Annotated in this window: 16 protein-coding genes; 12 read left to right on the top strand and 4 right to left on the bottom strand. The window is 67.8% G+C overall.

The features are described from left to right. Positions 1-39 precede the first annotated feature (39 nt). Entirely contained in the window at positions 40-1,278 is a 1,239-nt protein-coding gene (locus FB468_RS09305; protein WP_141887101.1) for a signal peptidase I, read from the top strand. After that, positions 1,275-1,811, top strand: a complete 537-nt coding sequence (locus tag FB468_RS09300) for a hypothetical protein (protein WP_141887100.1) — start codon at positions 1,275-1,277, stop codon at positions 1,809-1,811. The genes FB468_RS09305 and FB468_RS09300 overlap by 4 nt, the downstream gene beginning before the upstream one ends. 40 nt (positions 1,812-1,851) lie before the next feature. Here the strand turns inward: FB468_RS09300 and aspS are convergent, their stop codons facing one another. Further along, on the bottom strand, positions 1,852-3,195 hold the full coding sequence (gene aspS / locus FB468_RS09295; protein WP_246055827.1) for an aspartate--tRNA(Asn) ligase: 1,344 nt from the start codon (positions 3,193-3,195) through the stop codon (positions 1,852-1,854). A 306-nt stretch (positions 3,196-3,501) separates the two neighbouring features. After that, positions 3,502-4,623, bottom strand: a complete 1,122-nt coding sequence (locus FB468_RS09290; protein ID WP_141887099.1) for a mannose-1-phosphate guanylyltransferase — start codon at positions 4,621-4,623, stop codon at positions 3,502-3,504. Positions 4,624-4,810: 187 nt separating this feature from the next. On the opposite strand from FB468_RS09290, the gene sdhC reads away from it, so the two are divergent. From sdhC to FB468_RS09270, 4 genes are read left to right on the top strand one after another with little or no spacing between them, the layout of a single operon-like run. After that, complete coding sequence (gene sdhC / locus FB468_RS09285; protein WP_141887098.1) at positions 4,811-5,227, top strand: succinate dehydrogenase, cytochrome b556 subunit; 417 nt, start codon at positions 4,811-4,813, stop codon at positions 5,225-5,227. Positions 5,228-5,246: 19 nt separating this feature from the next. Then, a complete protein-coding gene (locus FB468_RS09280; protein ID WP_141887097.1) occupies positions 5,247-5,690 on the top strand; it encodes a succinate dehydrogenase hydrophobic membrane anchor subunit in 444 nt (147 codons plus the stop codon). A 47-nt stretch (positions 5,691-5,737) separates the two neighbouring features. Continuing rightward, positions 5,738-7,570 carry a succinate dehydrogenase flavoprotein subunit gene (gene sdhA / locus FB468_RS09275; protein WP_141887096.1) on the top strand — a complete coding sequence of 611 codons (1,833 nt, stop codon included), beginning with the start codon at positions 5,738-5,740 and terminating at the stop codon, positions 7,568-7,570. 2 nt (positions 7,571-7,572) lie between these two features. Further along, entirely contained in the window at positions 7,573-8,340 is a 768-nt protein-coding gene (locus FB468_RS09270) for a succinate dehydrogenase iron-sulfur subunit (protein ID WP_141887095.1), read from the top strand. Between the two features lie 92 nt (positions 8,341-8,432). On the opposite strand, the gene FB468_RS09265 is transcribed toward FB468_RS09270, so the two are convergent. Next, positions 8,433-10,112, bottom strand: coding sequence for a sigma-70 family RNA polymerase sigma factor (locus FB468_RS09265; RefSeq protein WP_170219693.1), 1,680 nt, complete (start codon positions 10,110-10,112; stop codon positions 8,433-8,435). A gap of 296 nt (positions 10,113-10,408) precedes the next feature. Here FB468_RS09265 and FB468_RS09260 point away from each other — a divergent pair, with 296 nt between their 5' ends. The 4 genes from FB468_RS09260 (at position 10,409) to purE (ending at position 19,465) form a co-directional block, all read left to right on the top strand. Further along, entirely contained in the window at positions 10,409-16,675 is a 6,267-nt protein-coding gene (locus tag FB468_RS09260; protein WP_141887093.1) for a DUF5979 domain-containing protein, read from the top strand. Between the two features lie 60 nt (positions 16,676-16,735). Then, complete coding sequence (locus FB468_RS09255) at positions 16,736-17,686, top strand: YihY/virulence factor BrkB family protein (protein WP_141887092.1); 951 nt, start codon at positions 16,736-16,738, stop codon at positions 17,684-17,686. A gap of 23 nt (positions 17,687-17,709) precedes the next feature. After that, positions 17,710-18,891 (top strand): 5-(carboxyamino)imidazole ribonucleotide synthase, encoded by a 1,182-nt coding sequence (locus tag FB468_RS09250; protein WP_141888218.1) that lies wholly within the window; start codon positions 17,710-17,712, stop codon positions 18,889-18,891. A gap of 64 nt (positions 18,892-18,955) precedes the next feature. Further along, positions 18,956-19,465 (top strand): 5-(carboxyamino)imidazole ribonucleotide mutase, encoded by a 510-nt coding sequence (gene purE, locus FB468_RS09245; RefSeq protein ID WP_141887091.1) that lies wholly within the window; start codon positions 18,956-18,958, stop codon positions 19,463-19,465. A 32-nt stretch (positions 19,466-19,497) separates the two neighbouring features. On the opposite strand, the gene FB468_RS09240 is transcribed toward purE, so the two are convergent. Next, entirely contained in the window at positions 19,498-20,631 is a 1,134-nt protein-coding gene (locus tag FB468_RS09240; RefSeq protein WP_141887090.1) for a glycosyltransferase family protein, read from the bottom strand. Positions 20,632-20,774: 143 nt separating this feature from the next. Here FB468_RS09240 and galE point away from each other — a divergent pair, with 143 nt between their 5' ends. Together galE and FB468_RS09230 are read left to right on the top strand one after the other, a co-directional pair. Further along, positions 20,775-21,788: a UDP-glucose 4-epimerase GalE gene (gene galE, locus FB468_RS09235; protein WP_141887089.1), complete on the top strand. Its 1,014-nt coding sequence runs from the start codon at positions 20,775-20,777 to the stop codon at positions 21,786-21,788. Beyond that, a complete protein-coding gene (locus FB468_RS09230; protein WP_141887088.1) occupies positions 21,785-23,215 on the top strand; it encodes an LCP family protein in 1,431 nt (476 codons plus the stop codon). Before galE ends, FB468_RS09230 begins: the two co-directional genes overlap by 4 nt. Positions 23,216-23,242 lie beyond the last annotated feature (27 nt).

The raw sequence follows: 23,242 nt of genomic DNA, 5'->3' as shown, positions 1-23,242 counted from the left end.
GAGTGCGAGCGCCGGCAGGCGGAAAGGAGGGCACACGGCATGACGAGAAACGGGCGACGCGTTCGTGGCGTCGCAGCGAACGCGCTGCTGAACATTGCGGCGCTCGGCGGGGCGCTCTGCATTATGCTCGTGCTCCTCGGGGCGCTCATGAACGTCTCTATCATCATGTTCAAGACCGGGTCGATGTCGCCCACGATCCCGGCCGGCTCCGCCGCGCTCGTCCGTGAGATCCCGGCGAGCGATGTTCGCGTGGGCGACGTGCTCACCGTCGACCGTCCGGGCCAGCTCCCGGTGACGCACCGCGTGACCAGCATCGAGGGGGCTGGCGAGACCCGGACGATCACCATGCGAGGCGACGCGAATGCGGCGGATGATCCGGCGCCGTACACGATCCACTCCGCGCGCCTCGTCGTGTTCTCGGTCCCGCACCTCGCGCGGCTGATCGTCTGGTTCTCGAACCCCGCGGTCCTCGGAGCCCTGACTGTCACAACCGCGACACTCGTCACGTGGGCCTTCTGGCCGAAGCCGCGGGCTGGGCGAAGGAGTGGCGCCCCGCCCGTCGGGCCCGATGCCGAGCGGTCGCGCCCGAGGCACGCAGCCCCCATGGCGAGTGTCGCCATCGTCACTGCAGCGCTTGCCCTCGGAGGTGCGGCTGGGCCACTCGGCGCTGATCCTGCCCTCGCCGTGGGCCTCGAACCTGACCCCGGCGAGAGCACGGTCCGGGCCGTTTCGGCGGGGAAAAACATTACGCTGACGTCGATTGGCGACCCCGTCGCAATGCGAACGATGCGGCCGGCGGTGCCGGTGCTGTGGCAGGTGGGGGTGCGGGTGCACTCGCCAGATCCCGGTGAGGTGTCGGTCACTCTCGAAGCTGCCGGGGCTGCCTCGCTCGGGCTCAGTCTCGACGTCCGCGAGTGCGACGCCGAGTGGGTGGCGGGCGCGTGCCCGGGAACAGAGACGGAGGTGTCGGGGGACGGCTTGATCGACCCCGTTGTCACCCCGCGCCTCGTGACTGTGCTCCCGAACGACAGCGAGCGCTGGTTCCTTATCGCGGCGACGGTTCCGCGCGTCGCCGCGGGGACAGTCACGCTCACCCTTCGGGCGGCGGGCGGTAGCGAGGTCGTGACCGCGGAACCCGGGCCGATGACGGCGCTGCCGGAGACCGGCGGGAGACCGCCCGCCTGGCTGCTTTCGGGCGGTGCGGTCGCGCTCGGCCTCGCCGCCGCTGCGACAGCCTCAGGCGTGACAGGGATTCGGCGACGGAGGGCCGCATTATGAGCTCGCGGCCCCGGTCGGTTCTGCGCCGAGCGCTTGCCGCGACTCTGCCACTCGCGCTGCTGCTTGGGCTGGCCCCGGGCGCGGACGAAACCGAGGCCGCGTGGGCGGATGCTGAGGCGGCACAGGGTTCATTCACCGCGCTGAAGGTGCCCACGCCGGTCAGCACGGCGGCGTGCGTCACGACCCCCGGACCTCTGGGGCTCTCGCCCACGGTCACCGTGAACTGGCGGGCGCCGGCAACCGCGACCGGGTATACGCTCACCCAGGCCGAGTTCGGCTACTCGACAGGCGGGCTCCTCTTGCCGCTCACCGCCGCGCTGCTCGGCAATGTGTCGACCTCAGGGACCCCGGCCGCCTACTCGACGGTCGCGAGCGGCGGACTCCTTGGGGGTCTGCTCGGCGGCACCTCCACTGTCGCCGTCCGCTTCATCGGTCCGGGCGGATGGCGATCCTCGTGGCTCGTCGCCACCGCGACGATGGGCCTCGCCGGCTTAAACCCGACCTGCACACTGAGTGAGGCCCCCAGCGCCTAGCGCATGGGGGCCTCACTCAGGTGTTGTTCCGTGTTCCTTGCTACGGGAGCAGGCGGTTCGGGCCGCGGAACAGGTACGTCGTCTCGCGGATCGAGGGCTGCTCAAGCATGAGCATGAGCACGCGGTTCAGGCCCATGCCGAACCCACCGTGCGACGGCATGCCGTAGCGGAAGAAGTCGAGGTAGAAGCCGAGCTCTGCCGGGTCCATCCCCTTGTCGCGGGCCTGCGCCTCAAGCACCTCAATGCGGTGCTCGCGCTGCGCGCCCGTCGAGATCTCGGTGCCGCGGTAGATGAGGTCGTAGCTCTTGGTGAGCTCGGGGTTCTCTTCGCTGCGCATGTGGTAGAACGGGCGGATCGAGACGTCGTAGTCCGTGATGAACACGAAGTCCGTGCCGAACGCTTCCTTGACGTGGGCAGCGATCTGGCGCTCGCCCTCAGGGTCCATGTCTGCGTCGGCGCGGGGAATCTCGTAGCCGCGCGCCTTCACGATCTCCTTCGCCTCAGCGAGGGGGATGCGCGGGAACGGGCGGGAGGGAACCTGCAGGTCGACGTTGAAGAGCTTCTGAATCTCTTCGCCGTGCTTCTCCTTCACCGCGGTGAGGCCCGCGACGATGAGCTCTTCGTGGATCTCCATGACGTCCTCGTGGGAGTCGATCCAGCTGAGCTCGGTGTCGATCGAGGTGAACTCGGTCGCGTGGCGCGAGGTGAACGAGTGGTCGGCGCGGAACGCTGGGCCGACCTCGAAGATGCCGCCGAAGCCGGCAGCCTGCGCCATCTGCTTGAAGAACTGGGGGCTCTGCGCGAGGAACGCCTTGCCCTCGAAGTACTCGACCTCGAAGAGCTCTGCGCGGGACTCCGACGCCGACGCCATGAGCTTCGGGGTCTGAATCTCGATGAAGCCGCGGTCGACCCAGACGTTACGCAGCGCGTGCAGGAAGGTCGTCTGCACCCGGAACACGAGGTTCTGCTCGGGGCGGCGGAGGTCAAGGAAGCGCCAGTCGAGACGAACATCGATGTTCGAGTCGTCGGCGACCGGGTTGTCGGGCAGCGCCTTCGTGACAACCTCGATGGTCTCGATCTGAATCTCGACGCCGCCGAGCTTCACGCGCTCGTTGTGCTGCAGCTCACCTTCAACGGTCACGAAGGTGCCGTGGGTGAGCTCGGAGATCGTGGTCGTGCGGGGCACGAGGATGTCGGAGCGCGGGTTCTCGGGGTCGGGCTCGCGAAGCACGCCGCCGTTGACGAGCTGCACTGCGCCCGACTCGTCGCGGAGCACGACAAACTGCACGTACCGCTGGTCGCGTACCTTCTCAACCCAGCCGGATACGCGTACGGGGCCGTCAACGCGTGCGGCCAGGTCCTTAATCAATACACGCTCAGTCACCCGGACAGTCTACTCCGTCGCGCCGGCGCCTCGGAGCGGCGTGCAACGGGCCGTTTCTGGCGGGCCGGCCGCGCCTCACCCGCCTCGCCCACTTCGAGCCGCCGTGCAGCGACCGATTCACCCGGGTTGCACCGATTCACCCGGGTTGCAGGCCGAAAAAGCGGGTGAAACGGTCACAAGCGGGTGCATCGGCCGCTGGAGGGCCGCGGCGGGGCAGGGCGGGCTAGGGGCAGAGTGGGCTGGGCCGGACCAGGGGGCGGCAGAGGGGGCGGCAGAGGGGGCGGCGGAGCGGGCGCCGCGGTGGGCCTAGAGGAGGTGGCCGCCGCCCGAGACCTTCATGCGCTCAACGAGCTTTTTCACGTCTTGCGCCCGATCCTTCGTCGTGACGAGCAGCACGTCGGCGGTGTCGACAACCACGACGTCCTCCATACCGACGAGCGCGACGAGGCGGTCGCTCTCGGAGACGACGATGCCGCTCGACGCGTCCGACAGCACCTGGGCGCCGTCGCCGAGCACGGCGAGGTCAGACGGGCGGCCCCGGGTGAGCAGGTTCGCGACGGAGGCGAAGTCTCCGACGTCGTCCCACTCGAAGTGTGCCGCGACGCACACCATCTTGCCGGCCGCGGCAGCGGGCTCTGCGACGGAGTAGTCGATCGCAATCTTCGGCAGCGTTGGCCACAGCCGCTCACGCACCTCAGCGCCCCGCTTCTTACCCCAGGAAGCCGCGATCTCGCGCAGCGCGTCGACGAGCTCGGGCTCAGACAGCGCCATCTGCTCAAGCAGCACCGAGGCCTTGGCGATGAACATGCCGGCGTTCCAGAGGTAGCCGCCCGCCTTGAGGTAGCCCTCGGCGGTCGCCGCGTCGGGCTTCTCGACGAACTCGGTGACGTCGTAGAGGTCGAACGGCGCGAGGTCGGTGCGGGCCTCGCCACACGAAATGTATCCGAAGCCGGTGGCGGCATGGGTCGGGTGGATCCCGATCGTCGCGATGTATCCCTGGTCGGCCGCGCGCACCGCCGTTGCGACCGCGCGACGGAACAGCACGTCACCGCGGATCACGTGGTCGGCGGCGAACGACCCAAGGATCGCGTCGGGGTCGCGCAGCTCAAGGATCGCGGCGGCGAGGCCGATCGCAGCCGACGAGTCCTTGGGCTCGCTCTCGGTCACGAGATTCTCCGGGAGGATGTCGGGAAGCTGCGCGAGCACGGACTCCCGGTGCGCATTTCCGGTGACGACCATCATCCGCTCGGGCGGAGCGAGCGGGGTGAGCCGCGTCCACGTCGCGGACAGCAGCGAATCGCCCGCGCCCGTGAGGTCGAGGAGAAACTTCGGCGCGTTCGCGCGGGAGAGCGGCCAGAGGCGCGACCCGACGCCGCCCGCGGGGATAACGCAGGTGAGGCGGTCGAGTGCGGGATTCGGAGAGGTCATGATGCCACCCTAATGAACGCAGATGGGCGGATGTGTAATGCCGACGCGCGACTATGTGTTCGAGACACCCCGAGAGAGTGCCATAATGGAAGTCGCAGAGAATTCTCAGCAATGTGGCGTGCCCGCATATCGGGTGCCTCCTCACAAGAATGTTGACTTTGCAGCGTGACGACCAAGGAGGAAGCTCGTGTCAGCCCTACCAGCTGAAGCCGCTCCAGCGGCGAAGAAGAAAGTCCAACGCGGCGGTACGCTTTACCGCGGCAACGAGGGCATGTGGTCCTGGGTGCTGCACCGCATCACCGGTGTTGCCATCTTCTTCTTCTTGCTTGTGCATGTGCTCGATACGGCGCTGATCCGTGTCAGCCCCGAGGCATACAACGCCGTCATGAGCGCCTACAAGACGCCGATCATGGGTCTCGGTGAGTCCGTGCTCGTTGCGGCGATCGTGTTCCACGCGTTCAACGGCCTGCGCATTATCCTCGTCGACTACTGGAGCAAGGGCGCCAAGTATCACAAGGTGATGTTCTGGGTCGTTATCGCCATGTGGGCTGTGACGATGGCGGGCTTCCTGCCGCGTCACCTGATGAACGTGTTCAGCCACTAAGCGAGGGCGGAGAATAATCATGGCTATGACAATTGACGCGCCCCGCGCGAAGAGCCCGGCGAAGAAGAACACCAACTGGGAGAAGTGGGGCTGGATCTACATGCGCGTGTCGGGCGTTCTGCTCGTCGTGCTCGTGTTCGGACACCTCTTCTCGAACCTGATGCTCGGCGACGGCATCAGCGCGATCGACTTCGGCTTTGTCGGCGGCAAGCTTGCGAACCCGTTCTGGAAGGTCTGGGACCTGCTGCTCCTGTGGCTGGCCCTCATTCACGGCGCCAACGGCATGCGGACGATTGTGAACGACTACGTCGTGCGCCCCGGCCTGAACAAGGTTCTGCGCACTCTCGTGTGGCTCTCCGCCGCACTCCTCATCCTCCTCGGAACGCTCGTGATCTTTACGTTTGATCCGTGCCCGGCCGGAGCCGACCCCGCGCTCGTAGCCTCCTTCTGCACGGTCAAGTAACTGCCGAGCACCACGAGACGTAAAGCATTCGGAAAGTAAGGAATCCAGTGACCACGAACACTCATGAGGGCGAAGACGTCACCGTGAAGGATGGCGTGACCTATCACCAGTTCGACGTTGTAATCGTCGGTGCTGGCGGTGCGGGCATGCGCGCGGCAATCGAGGCTGGCCCCAAGGCCAAGACCGCGGTTATCTCGAAGCTATACCCGACCCGTTCGCACACCGGTGCTGCCCAGGGTGGCATGGCGGCAGCACTCGCCAACGTTGAGGAAGACAACTGGGAGTGGCACACCTTTGACACTGTCAAGGGCGGCGACTACCTCGTTGACCAGGACGCGGCTGAGATTCTCGCGAAGGAAGCCATCGACGCGGTCATCGACCTCGAGAACATGGGCCTTCCGTTCAACCGTACGGCTGACGGTAAGATCGACCAGCGCCGCTTCGGTGGCCACACCCGCGACCACGGTAAGGCAGCGGTTCGCCGTGCCTGCTACGCCGCTGACCGCACGGGGCACATGATCCTTCAGACGCTGTTCCAGAACTGCGTGAAGCTCGGCATCAACTTCCACAACGAGTTCTACGTGCTCGACCTCGTGATGACGGGCGAGGGCAAGGATCGCAAGCCCGCGGGCGTCGTCGCCTACGAGCTCTCGACCGGCCAGCTCCACGTCTTCCAGGCGAAGTCGGTCGTGTTCGCGACCGGTGGCTTCGGCAAGATCTTCAAGACCACCTCGAACGCGCACACGCTCACGGGTGACGGCGTCGGCATCATCTGGCGCAAGGGCCTGCCGCTCGAGGACATGGAGTTCTACCAGTTCCACCCGACGGGACTTGCCGGCCTCGGCATCCTCCTCACCGAGGGTGCCCGCGGTGAGGGCGCGATTCTGCGTAACGCGAGCGGCGAGCGCTTCATGGAGCGCTACGCGCCCACGATTAAGGATCTCGCGCCCCGCGACATCGTCGCCCGATCGATGGTGCAGGAAGTGCTTGACGGCCGCGGCGCCGGCCCGAACAAGGACTACGTCTACCTCGATTGCACCCACCTGGGTGCCGAGGTGCTCGAGACGAAGCTCCCGGACATCACCGAGTTCGCGCGCACCTACCTCGGCGTCGACCCCGTCGTCGAGCCGGTTCCGGTCTTCCCGACGGCGCACTACGCGATGGGCGGCATCCCGACCAACGTTGACGCAGAGGTGCTCATGGACAACGACACCGTCGTTCCCGGGCTCTACGCCGCTGGCGAGTGCGCGTGCGTCTCGGTGCACGGCTCGAACCGTCTCGGCACGAACTCGCTGCTCGACATCAACGTGTTCGGCAAGCGCTCGGGTAACGCGGCGGCCGACTACGCGCAGACCGCGTCGTTTGTCGACCTCCCCGCTGACCCCGCGAAGGAGATTCGCGAGCTCGTTGAGGGCTTCCGCACCGGCACCGGCACCGAGCGCGTATCGGACATCCGCCGGGAGCTGCAGGAGGCCATGGACCGTGGCGCCCAGGTGTTCCGCACCGAAGAGTCGCTCACCGAGGTGCTCGGCGTGATCCACGACCTGCGCCTGCGCTACAAGAACGTCGGCGTGCAGGATCGCGGAATGCGGTACAACACCGACCTGCTTGAGGCGATTGAGCTCGGCTTCCTCCTCGACCTTGCGGAGGTGCTCACCTACACGGCGCGCAACCGCAAGGAGAGCCGTGGTGGCCACATGCGTGACGACTACCCGGATCGCGATGACGAGAACTACATGAAGCACACGATGGCCTACCTCACGGGCGACCCGCACTCGGCGAACCCTGAGGACCACATCCGCCTGGATTGGAAGCCGGTCACCGTGCTGAAGGACGAGCAGGGCGAGTTGCGCTACCCGCCACTGGAGAGGAAGTACTAACTATGAGTGCTGTCACCACTGAGGCACCCGGCTCGAACGCCGTTGAAGAGATCAAGCCGTTCAATGTCACCCTGCTGATTCGCCGCTTCGACCCCGAGTCGGGCCGCGACGCGTACTGGGAAGACTTTGACGTCGAGATGTACCCGACCGACCGCATCCTCGATGCGCTGCACAAGATCAAGTGGGACATGGACGGCACGCTGTCGTTCCGCCGCTCGTGCGCGCACGGCATCTGTGGTTCTGACGCGATGCGTATCAACGGCCGCAACCGCCTGGCCTGCAAGACGCTCGTGAAGGACCTCGACGTCACGAAGCCGATCTACGTTGAGGCGATCAAGGGCCTGCCCCTCGAGAAGGACCTCATCGTCGACATGGAGCCGTTCTTCGCATCGTTCCGCGAGGTGCAGCCGTTCCTCGTCGCGAACACTCCGGCCGAGCCCGGCAAGGAGCGCATCCAGGACATCGCTTCGCGCGAGCGCTTCGACGACACCACGAAGTGCATCCTCTGCGCCGCGTGCACCACGTCGTGCCCCGTCTTCTGGACCGACGGCCAGTACTTCGGCCCCGCGGCGATCGTGAACGCGCACCGCTTCATCTTCGACTCGCGTGACGACAACGCGCAGGTTCGCCTCGACATCCTGAACGACAAGGAAGGCGTGTGGCGCTGCCGCACCACCTTCAACTGCTCGGAGGCATGCCCCCGCGGCATCCAGGTCACCAAGGCTATTGCCGAGGTCAAGGCCGCGATCCGCACCGGCGTCACCGCCTAGCCAGACGCTGCAACGAAGAAGCCCCGCTGAGCACTGCTCAGCGGGGCTTTTCCTGTGACGGCAGCTGCTAAAGCACGGCAGCCGCTAGAGCGCTAGGCGCACGCCGCGCCCGCCGGGACCTCCCGCCACGGTGAGAAGTCGCCTGAGGGCACGACGAGCCGAATTTCCAAGAAGACATCTTCCAGGGTGAGACCGTGGAGGTCCTTCTCCCAAGCCGGAAGCTGAGTTGGGTCCGGCCCCTTCCACCAGTTTCCGAGGTGAGCAGACTCAGTGCGGGCGTAATACCCCTCTTTCGGGGCGCCGGCTGCCGGCGCAAGGGCTGGCTCCTCGGACGGCGTACCGTCCAGCGGCACCTCGGCTACGAGGAGCACGGGCTCACCGCCCGCCGCCGTAGCCCGTAGCTGCACAAACCCCTCACGGTTTGCCCACCCGCGCATCTTCGAGCTGAAGCACGCTTCGAGGGGCGTCACGGTGATTGACGGGTCTTCCTTGCCCAGCGGGGGCTTGACCGGGGGAGTGACTGGCGGTTTCACCGGTGGTGTCACAGGCGGAGTCACCGGTGGTGTGACAGGCGGCACCGCCTCGGTCGTCGCTGGCTCTTCGGGCAGCGGCGCGGGAGGCTGGGGTGTCGGCGCAACACTGTCGTCCAGGCCCGCACCATCTTCGACGCTGTCGTCATCGTTCTGGTTGGCCTGCCCGCGCTGCGCGGGTGGCGCCGGCGGCGACCCCTCATTCTCTCCTGCGGCCACTGACTGCTCAGAGGGAATGGGCTGATCGGAGACCGGGGGCGCCGCAGGCCCTCCAAGGGTGAGGGCGAGGGCTGTTGCGCCCGCGGCCGCTACGGCGAGCACGCTCGTGCCACCGATGACCAGCGCTGGGGCGCCTACGCTGGCGATGCCGCCGCCGACCCCGGCGCCAGCCCCGGCTCCACCGGTGCTCGCAATGCTGGCGCTCGCGCCGAGCGCACCTGCCCCGCCCGCGAGCCCGAGCTGCGAGACGAGCGCGCCCGCGCCAACACCGCCCAAGCTCACCCAAGCCAGCACGAGGCCGAGCTGGCGGTTGAGCGTCGTGTGTTCGGCCGCCGCAAGGGCGCACGATTCGCAGTCGTCGAGGTGCGCCTCGACCTCCCGGGTGAGCCGCGCGGTGAGCTTGCCACGCTGGTAGCGCTGCAGGTGCTCAAGCGTGAACCGGTGAGCCCCGTCGGCGAGCTCGCGGTTCACGTGCGCCTCGACCCACGCCGACTTCAGCGCGTCCTTCGCCCGCACGGCGAGCGCGGAGGTGCTGTTTGCCGAGAGCCCGAGGTGCTTCGCCGCCTCGCGCGGTGGGAGCCCCTCGACCTCCGTGTACCAAAGCACCGCCTGCCACCTCGGGGTCAGCGTCGCAAAGGCCTCGGTGACGGCGTTCAGATCGAACGCGTTGTCTTCCCACGGAGCCGTCTCGTGCAGGTCTGGGATGTCGGGGAGCTCGACGCCGCTCAGCTCGCCCGCGCGGAACCTGTCGGCTGCCGCTGACCGAACGACCTGGTACAGGTACGGGCGGAATGCCCCCTGCGGGCCGCGCCCGTCAAGCACGAGCTCAAAGACTCGCAGGTAGGCGTCTGAGACGACGTCTTCTGGGTCGAGCGAGGGCGCGATGTTGCGCGCCGCGGTGAGCCCGGCCTTCCGATGCCGTTCCCAGAGCGCGGCGAACGCCTCGGTGTCGCCTGCTCTGCTCACACCGAGTAGATCCTCGTCCGACATCGTGTCGTGCTGCCGGAATGCTTTTCTGCGCAAGAATTCCCCCTTAGACGCACCCAGTGCGCGCGTCGGCACATGAGTGCTGGCGCACACGATTCCCCAGAATCGGGCGCGCCCGTTAATCCCCCGCCAAACAGTATTCATGAACTTCCTGTGAATCTGCGAATCTCGTTACCCAAAAAAGATTTCTCAAACCGAGCGTCACGATTTGGCGCTTTGCCCGTGTTACTAGATGCCCGGCTCCTGTCAGGAATCCCCCCAAGGAGCATCCGAGTGCCAGGAGCCGGGTCATATCGCGTGCGGGGGCACGCGATCGCAAAGGGGAGAATCGCATGATTTTGGGGAAGATTGGTGTGCGCCGTGCCGGGAAACAGGCGCGGCGCACGCTGGGGAAACTGGTCGCTGGCGGGCTGGCCGCCGTGCTGCTTGGCACGGCGGCTGTCGCGAGTAGCGGAGTCGTTCCGGCGATGGCAAGCGAGGGTGCTTCCATCATGCTCGCGAAGAAGATCAAGCAGGGCGACGGCGAGTACGCCGATGCCGTGCGCGACCTGCGGCCGGGAGACTCCGTGACCTACTGGGTCGAGTTCCGTGTGAACGACGCCGACGCCGACGCTCCGGTGCGTGTCACGGACGAACTACCCGCCGAGTTCGCTGGCTGGCAGATCAGCGGGCTCACCGCGGTCGTTGGCGGCAGCGCGACGGGCGTCACGCTGTCACTCCCCGGCATCACCGAGGGCCAGTCGCCGGAGGGGCCAGTCGGGGGGACCGTTGGTGAGACCGCGGCGGATCGCACGATCACCGTCGGCGTTGAGCGCCCCGTGCAGGCGGGCGCTTCGAACCCCGCGGGTCTCGGCATGTCCACGCGCGACACCGGTGTGCTCGAGTACACGCTCACGGTGCCCGAGGGCCTCGCCGCTGACGACCCGATGCTCAGGCGCGACCTGAAGAACACCGCGACCTTTACGGCGCGCGCGGGGGATCAGGAGCTTGGGGCAATGGACAGCGCGGTCATCGCGATCGACAACCCCATCAAGATCGACGTGGCGCCCGCGAAGACCTGGGCGCCCGAGGCGCAGGGATACCAGCCGGGCGCGCAGTCGACGCTGCGCATCAGCGGCACCCAGGCATCGAACGTGAACGCGAGCGAGCTCCGGCTGCAGGACCCCGCGAGCGCCGAGCTGGCGCCGGAGGGCGCAACCGAACTCCCCGCAGGGAACCCCTTCAACAGCGTTGACTTTAACGGCTTCACCGCCCCGACTGACCCGACGACAAACCTCCCGGCCGGCGTCACCTCGGCGACCGCTGAGGTCTACCGGTTTGCTGACGGAGCGTGGAACTGGGTGGCGTGGGACGCGTCGATCCCGAACAGCGACATCGCGGGCGTGCGCCTCGCCTACGCGGGTGATATCCCGCCCGGCACCGTCGCCGGTCAGTCATTCGCTGTGACGCAGCGCGCGACGCATCGCGCAAGCGGAGCGGAGCTTTCGGGTGGCTACAAGGTCACGAACGACGTGCGCGCGACCGTGGTCGCCCCGGGACAGGATCCTGTGTCGAAGGACGCCGAGGCGCCCTTCACCGTCTCTCCCCAGGTCATCGGTGTCGACGCGCAGAAGCGCTTCCACTCTCTACCCGACGGGGCGGAGACCGGGCAGCTGACCGGCGTGACGGCGGGCGACAGCGTTGGTGTCGTGCTTCGCGCGATCAACCGCGACCTGCCCGCGAGCACGGTGCTCGACTCGCTCACGATCGCCGAGCCCGCAGCCGGCTCCGACGATGTGTTCTTCGGCGAGGACCTGCGCTTTGATGGCTTCACCGCCGCCGATTCGGCCGCCGTGTGGCCCGCGGGCGCAACCGGTGCGACACTCACCTGGACCTACGCCGACGGCACGACCCAGCAGGTAACTTTGGGCGCCGGCGAGCAGCTACCAGCCCCGGCCTCGGGGAAGACCGTAGCGGGCTTCGAACTCACATTCACGGGCGCGATCGCGCCGGGCGCCTCAAGCGAAGTGCGGTACCAGCTCGGCTCGAGCTCGGCCGAGACCTTCGTGGCACCAGGCAAGCAGACGGCGAACCTGAAGAACGTCATCGAGGTTACGGGGGAGCGCGAGTCGCTCGAACCGCAGACGGCGACCTCGAGCGCGACCGTTGGCTACGTCGCGCCGCGCATCGACACGAAGATCACGAAGCGCGTCGGCCCGGGCGTCGTCGCGGTTGGCCAGGACGTTGTCGTGCAGCTCGACACCGAGGTGAAGACTGAGGGCGGGCGCACCAAGCCGACGGAGATCGTTGTCGAAGACTCGCTCACGGGCGACGGCACGTTCTGGGATGCGTTCGACGCGAAGCAGGTGCTCCCTCCGATCACGCGCCCCGCGAACAGCGGGGACCCGATCACGCAGGCAGACCTCACAATCCGCTACCAAGACGCTGACGGCGCATGGAAGACCCTCGCGAAGAACCCCGACGAGGCGACCCCGATCGACATCCCGGCTGGGGCGACCGGGATCCGGTTCGTGTACACGAACGCCGAGGGCTTCTCGCAGACGACCCTCGTGAAGCCGAACGTCTCTTTCACGGCGCGGCAGACACTGCGCAGCGATGAGAAGACGCCGACTGCGACCGACTTCGAGCACGCGGTGAAGTACGAGAACGTCGCGACCGTCACCGCGGAGGGGAAGCTCGACGACCGCGTCGTGACCGGAACAGATTCGAGCAAGGTGAACGTCAGCGTGCGACCGCGCCCCGGAACGGGGCCAGGCGTCGACGGCGCCCTGTGGGCGAACAAGGCGTGGGGCCACGGCTCGCTCACCTCGCAGTCAGGCGCGAAGACGTTCACGACCCAGTCGTGGGCGCTCACCGAGGGCAGCTACCCGACCGTGCTGCTGCAGGACCCAGCGGCTCCGACAGCGTCGGGCGCCGGCACGGTCTTCGAAGCGTTTGACCTGACCCGCATCCGGCCGATTCACTTCGCCGGGAACGACGGCGGCGCCGCACACGACCCCATGCTGCGCTGGGACACGGTCACCGCGGTCGAGCTCTGGAACGGGAGCGAGTGGGTTCCCGTCACCGCTCCCGACGGCGGCTGGATGAACGCGAAGGGCTTCGTCGGCTACACGCTCACCGCCGACGAGCGGGCGACGACGCTCGGCGTCCGCCTCGCGCTCGGAGAGAACCGCGAGGCGCGCGAGGCCGCGCACGCGGCCGAGGATCCTGATCTCACGGCGCCCGCGCCCGGAACCGGCGTAAGCATCTCTGGTGAGATCCGCGAATACGTGCTTGATTGGCAGCTGCGCGACCGCGCACGCACCGCCGACGGCTCCGTGAAGTGGGTGAAGGAGGCAGGCACCGCGTTCAACTGCGAGGGCGGTGGCGACGGGTGCGTCGACAACGTCTTCAGCGTCACGGCCGTCCCCGAGACCGGTCAGCCGGTGTCGGAGCGCGCGAATGACACGATCCAGATCCTTGACGGAGCGACGAACGTGACACTCACGAAGCGTGTGCAGCTGCTGCCCGAGGGCGACGCGTCGAAGAACGTCAAGATGGTGGCGCCGAACCCCGGCGAGGTCGCCCAGGCTGACTACCCGCGCGCGCGGTTCACGCTCACCGCGCGGAACTCGTCGACGGCTCCCGCCGAATCGCACGGCGGTATGCGGCTCGGGAAGATTCGCGTCACCGACACGGCGAACCCCGTGAGCGCCGACGACCTCGACATCGACGCGAGCCCGTTTGCGGGCCGCGACTTTGACGCGGAGGTCGCATCACAGGCGGGTAACCACTTCAACGAGTTCACGCTCACCGGAGTGAGCTTCGGAAAGCTTCCCGCTGCGATTAATACCGCCGAGAGCACGGTCGAACTGTGGAGCTACGACGGCACGCCAGCAGGAAAGACATCAGTGTGGACGCTGCAGCAGGTGCTTGACGCCGACGCCGCGTTCCTCGCCGAGCTCCCGAACGCGATCGGGATCGCGGCGACCTATTCGGGCACCGACCCCGCCAAAAACGGCAACCGCATCGAGGTCGGAGACGACCTGGTGATGCGCCTCGATGTGCAGCTCAGGGAGACCGAGCGGCTCTCGGGCAAGGCGGTGCGCGGTGGCGAGCTCGGCAGCGTCGTTGACGTGCCGAACGAGGCCGTCGTGCGCGGCTGGGACGCGGTCGTGGCCCCCGAAGCGCAGCCGACTAAGCGCGACGACGCGAACGTTGCGCTCGTGCAGGCGGCGGTTGCCGTCGGCCTGAAGAAGTCGGTCTCGGTCGTACACCCCGACCAGACGAACGACACCGTGTACGAGAGCGACCCCGGCGCCACCGTGCGGGTGGAGCTCACGGCCGACCCGCGCGGGTCGACGGCGCCCATCAACACGCTGAACATCCAGGATGCGACGCCCGCGTTCTGGGAGCGCTTCCAGCTCGTCTCGTTCGACACCCCTGCCCTGCCGACCGGCGCTGACCGCGTGCGGCTGCAGGTGCGGGTAGGCGACAAGTGGCTCAACTACGCCGACTTCTCGGGTGACGTGAGTGAGGTGCGTGGCGCCGCCGTCGTGTTCGACCGTGCCGACGGCACTGTCTTCCCGGCCGGCTCGCAGTCGTGGAACGCCTCGTGGGGCAGCACCAAGCTGTCGTTCTCAGTGAAGCTGCGGCCCGGGGCCGAGGTGAACTGGAAGTCAGACACTGTGAAGAACCGCGCAACCGTGACCGCGACGAACAACACGTACGGCGAAGCCGACGCGAACGACATCGACGATGTCAAGTTCTCGCCCGGTGAGAACGGCCTGCGCGTCGAGAAGCGCGCGCCGAACGACACGTCGACCCACCAGGTCGAGGCTCTCGCGAGCGCCCCGTGGAAGCTCGTGTTCACGAACATCGGCTCGAGCCTCCTGCCCATCACGCAGGTGACCGATGCGCTGCCCGAATCGCTCACGTGGGATGGCACCCAGCCGACCGTGACGAGCACTCCGGGCGCGAACGGTGCGAGCGGCCTGAGCGCTGCACCCACCGTGACCCTCTCTGATGACGGGCGCAACCTCGTCTTCGACTGGGGGAAGAACGCGCGCATGCAGCCTGGCGAAAAGGTCGAGATTTCCCTCGGCCTCATCATGGAGCCGCTCGCCGTTGGCGACCGCGCCGTGAACCGGGTGACCGTCGAGACGGGCGTTCCGCTCGCGGTGTGCGAGCAGCCGACTCAGCACGGCCAGGCGCCGACCGCGAGCGACGCACCAAACACCTGCTCGAACACGAACTACGTGCAGCCGCGCGTGGGAACCGTTGTCGGTGCGCGGAAGACGGTTAGCGGAGAGTCCGTTCCGACGCTCGGTGAGCAGCTCGTGACGGGCGCCCTCGACACGTCGACGGGCGAGGCGTGCGCGCCGGGGAACTACCTGCCCGTTGGGTCGGACTACACGCGCAGCCCCTGCGCGTCGTACACCGCGGTCGGCGCGACCGATTCGTGGAAGCTCGAGAACATCAACTCGGGAACGAGCCCGCTGTCGCGCATGACGATTGTCGATATGCTCCCGGCCCCGGGAGACGCGATGCTCGCAGGCGGCGGAACGCGCGGGAGCACGTTCGCGCCCGCACTCGCTGACCTCCAAGGCGTCAGGGTGACCGGGCTGCCGAAGGGCGCAAGCTACACGGCAGAGGTCACCACGAACGCTGCGGCCTGCGTCGGCAGCACACCCGGCAAGTCACTGTGGGGCGCCGACCCCGAGTGCGCCGACGCGACCGCGAACCCCGCGAACGTGTGGTCGCCGCTCGAGAGTTTCTCGGGTGACGCCGCCGACGTCACGGGCCTGCGGTTCAGGGTCGACATGACCGCGACGCCGCTGCAGCCAGGAGAGAAGGTGCTCGTCGAGTTCGAGACCGTGAACCGGGTGGTGGGCGGCTCCGCAGGCGCGCTGCGCCCGACGCTTGAGCAGTTCACCGACCCGCAGTTCGCGTGGAACCAGCACGGCGTCGTCGGCTGGGGAACGAACGGTGTGCGGGTGAACCTCCCAGCCGCCCCGCAGCGCGCGGGAGTGACCGTGAAGACCGGATCGCTCGAGGTCTCAAAGGTTGTGACGGGACTCGGCGCTGATCGCGCGCCCGAGAGCTTCACGATCGACCTCTCCTGCACCGTTCCGAGCGGTGCGGCGGGTGGGCCCGAGCGCGTGGCCCTCGACCTTGGCGAGCAGGCGAAGCTCACGGTGCCGCGCGACGGCTCGGTCACCGTATCCGGAATCCCGGTTGGCGCGAACTGCTCGGTGAGCGAGGCAGGCACGCTCGGCAGCTTCGGCGAGAACGTTCGCGCGATCGACCTCGGCGAAGGGGTCTTCCCGACCGCCGACGGCTTGAGCGCGGAGGTGCTCGTGCGCGAGCGCGCCGAGGCCGCGCCCGCGCAGGTGCGCTTCGTGAACGGCTACAAGCCGGTGAAGCCGGAGCCGCCCGTGAAGCCGAAGCCCCCGGTCGACCCGAAGACCCCCGTGAACCCGACGCCGCTTCCCGAGACCGGCGGAGCCGGCCTCGGCCTCTTCGGCATCGCGGCGGCGCTCGCGCTCGTGATCGGTGCGGGAGTTGCGGTCGCGGGCACCGTGCGCGGGAGGCGCCAGGCCGCCGGCGGATCCCGCTAGTTCCGTGGGCGCGCGGGCGGGGAAACGAATGCGTTCCCCGCCCGCGCTACACTCGCACACATGAACGCAACCCCGCAGCCCGGTGTCATCGCCCGCGGGATGAACCTCTGGCAGCGCATCCAGCGCACGCGGCCGTACCGGACTTTCTCGCACTTCACCGACGTCGGCGGCAGCGTGCTCTCCGGTGGCATGAGCTACCAGGCGCTCTTTGCGGTGTTCGCAGGCCTGGTCGTCGGGTTCAGCGTGTTCAGCATCGTGCTTCGGAACCAGCCGGAGCTGCTGACGACGATCATCGAGCAGATCAACGTCTTCGTGCCCGGGCTGCTTGGCGAGAGCAGTAAGGACGCGGCGGTGCCGGTCCAGTCACTCCTGGAAACCCGCGCGCTCGACTGGACAACGCTCGTCGCGGGCCTCTCGCTCGTGTGGGTCGCGATCAACTGGTTCACGGGTACCAGGCGCTCGATACGCATTATCTTCGGCCTCGAGGTCAAGGAATACCGCAACGCGGTGCTGCTCAAGGTGCGCGACTTCGCCCTCGCCGTCGGCTTCTTCCTCGCGATCATCATCTCGGCCGCGCTCGTCGTCGTGAGCTCGAACCTCACCGACATGCTGCTCGCCTGGCTCGGCGTGAGCGCCGACAACTGGTTCTTTGGCGGCCTCGGCACGGTCGTGCGCTACGGCGCGATGTACGTGTTCGACGTGTTCGTACTCATCGCGATCCACCGCTACCTCGCCGAAGTGCGCATCGGCTGGTGGAACCTCGTCACCGGCAGCATGGTCGGAGCCGCGGCCCTGTTCGTGCTCAAGCTGCTCGGCACGGCGCTGCTCGGCGGGGCGACGAGTAACCCCCTCCTCGCGCCGTTCGCGATCTTTGTCGGCCTGCTCCTGTGGTTCAACTTCATCTGCCGCGCGCTGCTGCTCACCTCGGCGTGGATCGCGACGGGGCTCGACCCGAAGCTCGGCACCCCGGAGGCGGGCCAACCGAGTGATGCCTTCCGGCTCCTCGAATAGGGGTGGCTCCGCGCCCAGCGATGATGCGGCAGAATAGAGGGGTGAGCGAGAACCAGGAACCTGCTGCGAAAACCTCTGTGCGCGTCGGCGTGATCGGGGGCGGCCAGCTCGCCCGAATGATGGTGCCGCCGGCGATCCACCTCGGGCTTGAGATTTCGGTTCTCGCGGAGACCGAGGGGATGAGCGCCGAGCGTGCCGCCGACATGGTCGGCGACTACCGCGACCCCGAGACCGTGTACGCGTTCGCGGAGACCGTCGACGTGGTGACCTTCGACCACGAGCACGTGCCCCACGACATCCTGAACGAGCTCGAGCGCCGTGGCAAAGCGGTTCACCCGCGGCCGCACGCGCTGCAGTACGCGCAAGACAAGATCCTGATGCGCGAGAAGCTCGCCGAGCTTGGCGTGCCGATCCCGGCCTGGGCCGCCGTCGCCGATGAGGCCGCGCTGCAAGCCTTCATCGATGAGAACGGCGGCCGCGCGGTCGTGAAGACCGCGCGCGGTGGCTACGACGGCAAGGGCGTGCGCGTCGTGTCGCAGGCCGACGAGGTGCGTGACTGGTTCGCCGCGCTCGCCGAGGACGCCCGCGGCGGCTTCCTGCTCGTCGAAGAGCTCGTCGACTTCACGCGCGAGCTCGCCCAGCTCATCGCGCGCCGCCCCTCGGGGGAGACCCGCGCATGGCCGCTCGTCGAGACGATTCAGCGTGACGGCGTGTGCGACGTCGTGCTCGCCCCCGCCCCGGTCTCTGACCCCGCGACGGCCGCCGAGGCCGCGCGGATCGGCGCTATCGTCGCCGAGGGCGTCGACGCGACGGGCGTGCTCGCCGTCGAGATGTTCGAGACGCGCGACGGCCGCGTGCTCGTGAACGAGCTCGCGATGCGCCCGCACAACTCGGGCCACTTCTCGATCGAGGGGTCGATCACGAGCCAGTTCGAGCAGCACCTGCGGGCCGTGACCGACCTGCCGCTCGGCGACCCCTCGATGGCCGCCCCGTTTGCCGTGATGGTGAACGTGCTCGGGGGGCCCGCGGAGGGCCCGATGCCCGTGCGCTACCCGACCGTGCTTGCGGCGCACCCGGCAGCGAAGATCCATAGCTACGGCAAGCTGCCGCGACCGGGCCGGAAGGTCGGCCACGTCACCGTCGTCGGCGACTCGCTTGAGGTCGCACGCGCCGAGGCGCGGGCCGCTGCCGACGGCTTCGCCTAGGAGGGGCTCGCTGGGCGGGGCTCCGGTCGCCTAGGCGTGGTTCGCCGCCCGGTACGATGGAAGCATGAGCGAATCTTCACCCCTCGTCGGCGTCATCATGGGATCCGATTCCGACTTCAACGTGATGGAAGACGCGGTGCTCATGCTCCGCGAGTTCGGCATCTCGCACGAGGTCGAGGTCGTGAGCGCGCACCGCACGCCAGACAAAATGGTGAGTTACGCCCGAGAAGCAGCAGACCGCGGCATCCGCGTCATCATCGCGGGCGCCGGGGGAGCCGCACACCTTCCGGGCATGGTTGCCTCGATGACCTCGCTCCCGGTCATTGGCGTGCCCGTACCGCTCGCCCGCCTCGACGGGATGGACTCGCTGCTGTCGATCGTGCAGATGCCCGGCGGCATCCCGGTTGCGACCGTCTCGATCGGCGGGGCGAAGAACGCGGGCATTCTCGCTGCTCGCATCCTCGCGACGAGTGACGACGCCCTCCGCGCCAAGCTCGACGAGTACGCCCAGGGCCTGACCGACATGGTGGCGGAGAAGAACGCGGCGCTGAAAGCCAGGGTCGCGGGGGAGTAGCCAGGGCGACGGCGTGGCCGGGGGCACGCGGCCTAGATGAGGGCGTGCGTCTCCCAGAGCTGCCAGGCGACCTGGTTCCACGAGTACGAGCGGCCACGGTCGGCCGCGTGAACGGTGAGGCGCTCGAGCTCGCTCGAACCGTCACCCGAGCTCGGGATGAAGAGGCGCGAGAGCGTCGTGATGAACCCGGCCGACTCGGCCTCAGAGAGCCCTGCGTCGAGTACGTGCTCGGCGTACGCCGCCTGGTCAGCGTGCAGCACGGGAACCCCCGCCATCAGAGCGGCGACAACCGTGTACCCTGTCGTCGCGAACGACTGCGGCTGCGCGAGGAGCGCCGCGCCAGACAGGATCGCTCCGACGTCGGCGAGGTCCTCAGCCGGAACAACCGTCACTCGGTCGCGAACCGCTGCCGAGAGGTTGCCGACGATGTCCGCCGCCTGCGGGTTGCCCTTCACGTGCTGCACGGGGTCGAGCCCGGAGATCACGACGAGGTGGGGCAGCGACGGGTCGGACTCGTAGGCGTCGAGCACCCACTGCAGCCGACCGAAGTCGTCAAGGTTCGCGGTCGTGGCAACGTAGCGCTCGGGCAGACCGAGCCGCTCGCGGCGCGCCTGCGCATCAGGGCCCGCGAGGAACGCTGACGGCGCGACCGGCGGAACAACCTGAACCGGAAGATCGTGCCCGTAGTGCTCCTGCAGCAGCGACGCGGTCGCGTGCGACGTCGTGATGAGGATGTCGGCGTGGCGAGCGGCGCGCTTCACAAACGAGCGGGTGAGCCGACCCTGTGCGGTCGTCAACAGATCGGGGTGCTCCCACGCGAGGCCGTTCGGAACCGAGACCGTCGTCTGCGTGCCGTCGTCCTCTGCGCGCGAGCGGAGCGGGATCATCGGGGTGATGGAGTGCGTCATCTCGCCGTCGAGCGGGCGCGCGGTCGTGCTTGACTGCCAGAGGATCGGCAGAGCGTTCGCGCCCATCGGAAGGTGCTCCGCGCTAATGCGCGGGGAGGCGAACACCGGGGGCGTTGAGCCGCGGGCAGACAGGAACCGGGCGCTGCAGCTGCGCGGCGCGGTCTCGGCTAGCGCGTTCGCGAGATCTTCAGCCGCGGCGAAGTGCACGCGGGCTTCCCAATCGGGAAAGGGCTCGGCGATGAGGCTGAGTGTTGCCATGCCGCCTCCGAACCGTTTGTGCCAATAACTCTGGACCCATAGCCATTCTAGGGGGCTGTGAATGTGCATTCTGCACGGCGCGCCCTGTGAGTTCTCGGAGTGCCTGATGGTTCTCCAAAGAGAGGTGAAGTAGCCTCTTTGCTATGCGTGTTCTGCTCACCGGCGGCGCCGGCTACATCGGCTCCCACACTGCCCTCGTGCTCCTTGAGCGCGGCCACGACGTCGTCGTGCTCGATGACTTTTCGAACAGCAGCCGCGAGGCGGTGCGCCGCGTCGAAGAACTCACGGGCCGCTCGATCCCGGTGATCGAAGCCGACCTGGCTGATCGAGCAGCGGCCGAGGCAGCGTTCGACGGGCTCGAGGTCGACGCGGTCGTGCACTTCGCAGGCCTCAAGGCCGTCGGGGAGTCGGTCGCGCAGCCGACTCGCTACTACCGCGTGAACATCGACTCGACGCTCAACCTGCTCGACCTCATGCGCGAGCGCGGCATCACCCGCCTCGTCTTCAGCTCGAGCGCGACGGTGTACGGCGACCCGCAGTACGTGCCGCAGGATGAGGAGCACCCGGCGGGCGTCGGACTCACGAACCCCTACGGCTGGTCGAAGGCCATGATCGAGCAGATCATCCGCGACACGCAGGTGTCGTGGCCAGAGCTTGAGGGCGTGCTGCTCCGTTACTTCAACCCAGTCGGCGCGCACCCCTCGGGGCGGATCGGCGAGGACCCCTCAGGGATCCCGAACAATCTCATGCCGTTCATCGCGCAGGTCGCGGTCGGCAAGCGCGAGCAGCTCAGCGTCTTCGGCGACAGTTACCCCACGCCCGACGGCACCGGGGTGCGCGACTACATCCACGTGATGGACCTCGCCGAGGGGCACGCGGCGGCGCTCGAGCGGATGAGCCCCGGCGTGACGACCTACAACCTCGGCTCCGGCAACGGTTCGAGCGTGCTCGACGTTGTGCGGGCGTTCGGAGAGGCCGCCGGCCGCGAGATCCCGTACGTTGTCGTCCCCGCGCGCGACGGCGACGTTGCTGAGACGGTTGCGAACCCGGCGAAGGCGAACCGCGAACTCGAGTGGCAGACGAGCCGCTCGCTCGCTGACGCCTGCAAGGACTCGTGGGCCTGGCAGTCTGCGAATCCCGACGGGTACGGTGCATGAGCGGAAGCCTCGATTACGACCTAGAACGGCCGATACGCACCCCTGACCTGTCGTCGCCGCCGCTCATGACGAAGCGTGCGAGGTGGCTCGTGGTGCTTGGCTTTCTGCTGCCGGGCAGCGCGCAGCTGCTCGCCGGCAACCGGAAACTCGGCAGGTTCGGGATCGGGGTGACGATCGGCGCGATCGTGCTCGCGGTCATCGCCCTCCTGGGGCTCACGTTCGCGCGCGCGGCGACGCTGTCCGTGCTCACGAACGGGCTGTTCCTGTTCGTGCTCCAGTGGCTCGTCGTCGGCGTTGGAATCATGTGGCTCGTGCTCGGCATCGACACGCTCAGGCTCACGAAGCTCGTGAAGGTCAAGCCGAAGTGGCGCGTGCCGGTCGCGATCCTCTCCGTGCTGCTCACGGTGCTCCCGGTCGCGGGCGCGGCCTGGGCCGCGACGCTCATCAACTCGGGTCGCGGTGCAATCGGCAGCATCTTCATCGGCGCACCGGCGGTCGCCCCGATCGACGGGCGCTACAACATCCTGCTGCTCGGAACCGACGCCGGCTCAGACCGTGAGGGGATGCGGCCCGACTCGATCTCGCTCGTGAGCGTCGACGCGAAGACGGGGCAGTCGGTGATCATCGGCCTGCCGCGCGAGCTCATCAACATGCCCTTCCCGGAAGAATCGCCGATGAGCTCGATCCACCCGAACGGCTTCGGCGTCGCGCCGAACTCGTTCGGCGACTGGGGCGGCTGCTACACGACCTGCTACCTCAACGCCGTGTACACCGAGGTCGAGGATTTCCCCGACATGTACGAGGGGCTCTACCCTGACGCAGCATCGAAGGGCTCCGAGCCCGGCATTGAGGCGACGAAGGACGCGGTGCAGGGTGCGACAGGCCTCGACCCCCAGTTCTACGTGCTGCTGAACATGGACGCGTTCTCGAACATCATCGACGCGCTCGGCGGGGTCACCGTCAACGTGCCAGAGCCGCTGCCGATCGGCGGCGGGATCGACGAGTACACGGGTGAGCTCGTGAACGTCGATGAGTGGATCGACCCGGGCGAGCAGCACCTCAACGGCTACTACGCCCAGTGGTTCGCTCGCTCGCGCTACGGCTCGGCGAACGGCGACTACGACCGGATGCAGCGCCAGCGCGACCTGCAGGCGGCCATCCTTGCCCAGATGAACCCGACGAACGTGTTGCTGCGCTTCCAAGAGATCGCCGCGGCCGGAACGCAGCTCGTGAAGACCGACATCCCAGACTCGATGCTCGGCCGCTTCGTAGACCTCGCGGGGAAGGCGCGCGGGCACGAGATCGTGAACGTCGAACTCGTGCCGCCCACAGTCGACCCTGAAGACCCCAACTACTCGGTGATTCGCGACCTCGTCGCGCAGGGCGTGGCTGCCGCCAGCCCGCAGCCCGAGGGCGACGCTCAGTGAGCGATCCCCTAGACTAGGTCGGGTTTC

The sequence above is a fragment of the Leucobacter komagatae genome (assembly GCF_006716085.1).
Taxonomy (GTDB): Bacteria; Actinomycetota; Actinomycetes; order Actinomycetales; family Microbacteriaceae; genus Leucobacter; species Leucobacter komagatae.
This window is presented reverse-complemented; position numbering and strand designations above follow the sequence as displayed.

Bases quoted from the DNA above. Each gene is read 5' to 3' on its own strand.
- FB468_RS09305 (WP_141887101.1), top strand. From the start codon at position 40: ATGACGAGAAACGGGCGACGCGTTCGTGGCGTCGCAGCGAACGCGCTG.
- FB468_RS09300 (WP_141887100.1), top strand. From the start codon at position 1,275: ATGAGCTCGCGGCCCCGGTCGGTTCTGCGCCGAGCGCTTGCCGCGACT.
- FB468_RS09290 (WP_141887099.1), bottom strand. From the start codon at position 4,623: ATGACCTCTCCGAATCCCGCACTCGACCGCCTCACCTGCGTTATCCCC.
- FB468_RS09280 (WP_141887097.1), top strand. From the start codon at position 5,247: ATGGCTATGACAATTGACGCGCCCCGCGCGAAGAGCCCGGCGAAGAAG.
- FB468_RS09270 (WP_141887095.1), top strand. From the start codon at position 7,573: ATGAGTGCTGTCACCACTGAGGCACCCGGCTCGAACGCCGTTGAAGAG.
- FB468_RS09260 (WP_141887093.1), top strand. From the start codon at position 10,409: ATGATTTTGGGGAAGATTGGTGTGCGCCGTGCCGGGAAACAGGCGCGG.
- FB468_RS09255 (WP_141887092.1), top strand. From the start codon at position 16,736: ATGAACGCAACCCCGCAGCCCGGTGTCATCGCCCGCGGGATGAACCTC.
- FB468_RS09250 (WP_141888218.1), top strand. From the start codon at position 17,710: ATGCGGCAGAATAGAGGGGTGAGCGAGAACCAGGAACCTGCTGCGAAA.
- purE (WP_141887091.1), top strand. From the start codon at position 18,956: ATGAGCGAATCTTCACCCCTCGTCGGCGTCATCATGGGATCCGATTCC.
- FB468_RS09240 (WP_141887090.1), bottom strand. From the start codon at position 20,631: ATGGCAACACTCAGCCTCATCGCCGAGCCCTTTCCCGATTGGGAAGCC.
- galE (WP_141887089.1), top strand. From the start codon at position 20,775: ATGCGTGTTCTGCTCACCGGCGGCGCCGGCTACATCGGCTCCCACACT.
- FB468_RS09230 (WP_141887088.1), top strand. From the start codon at position 21,785: ATGAGCGGAAGCCTCGATTACGACCTAGAACGGCCGATACGCACCCCT.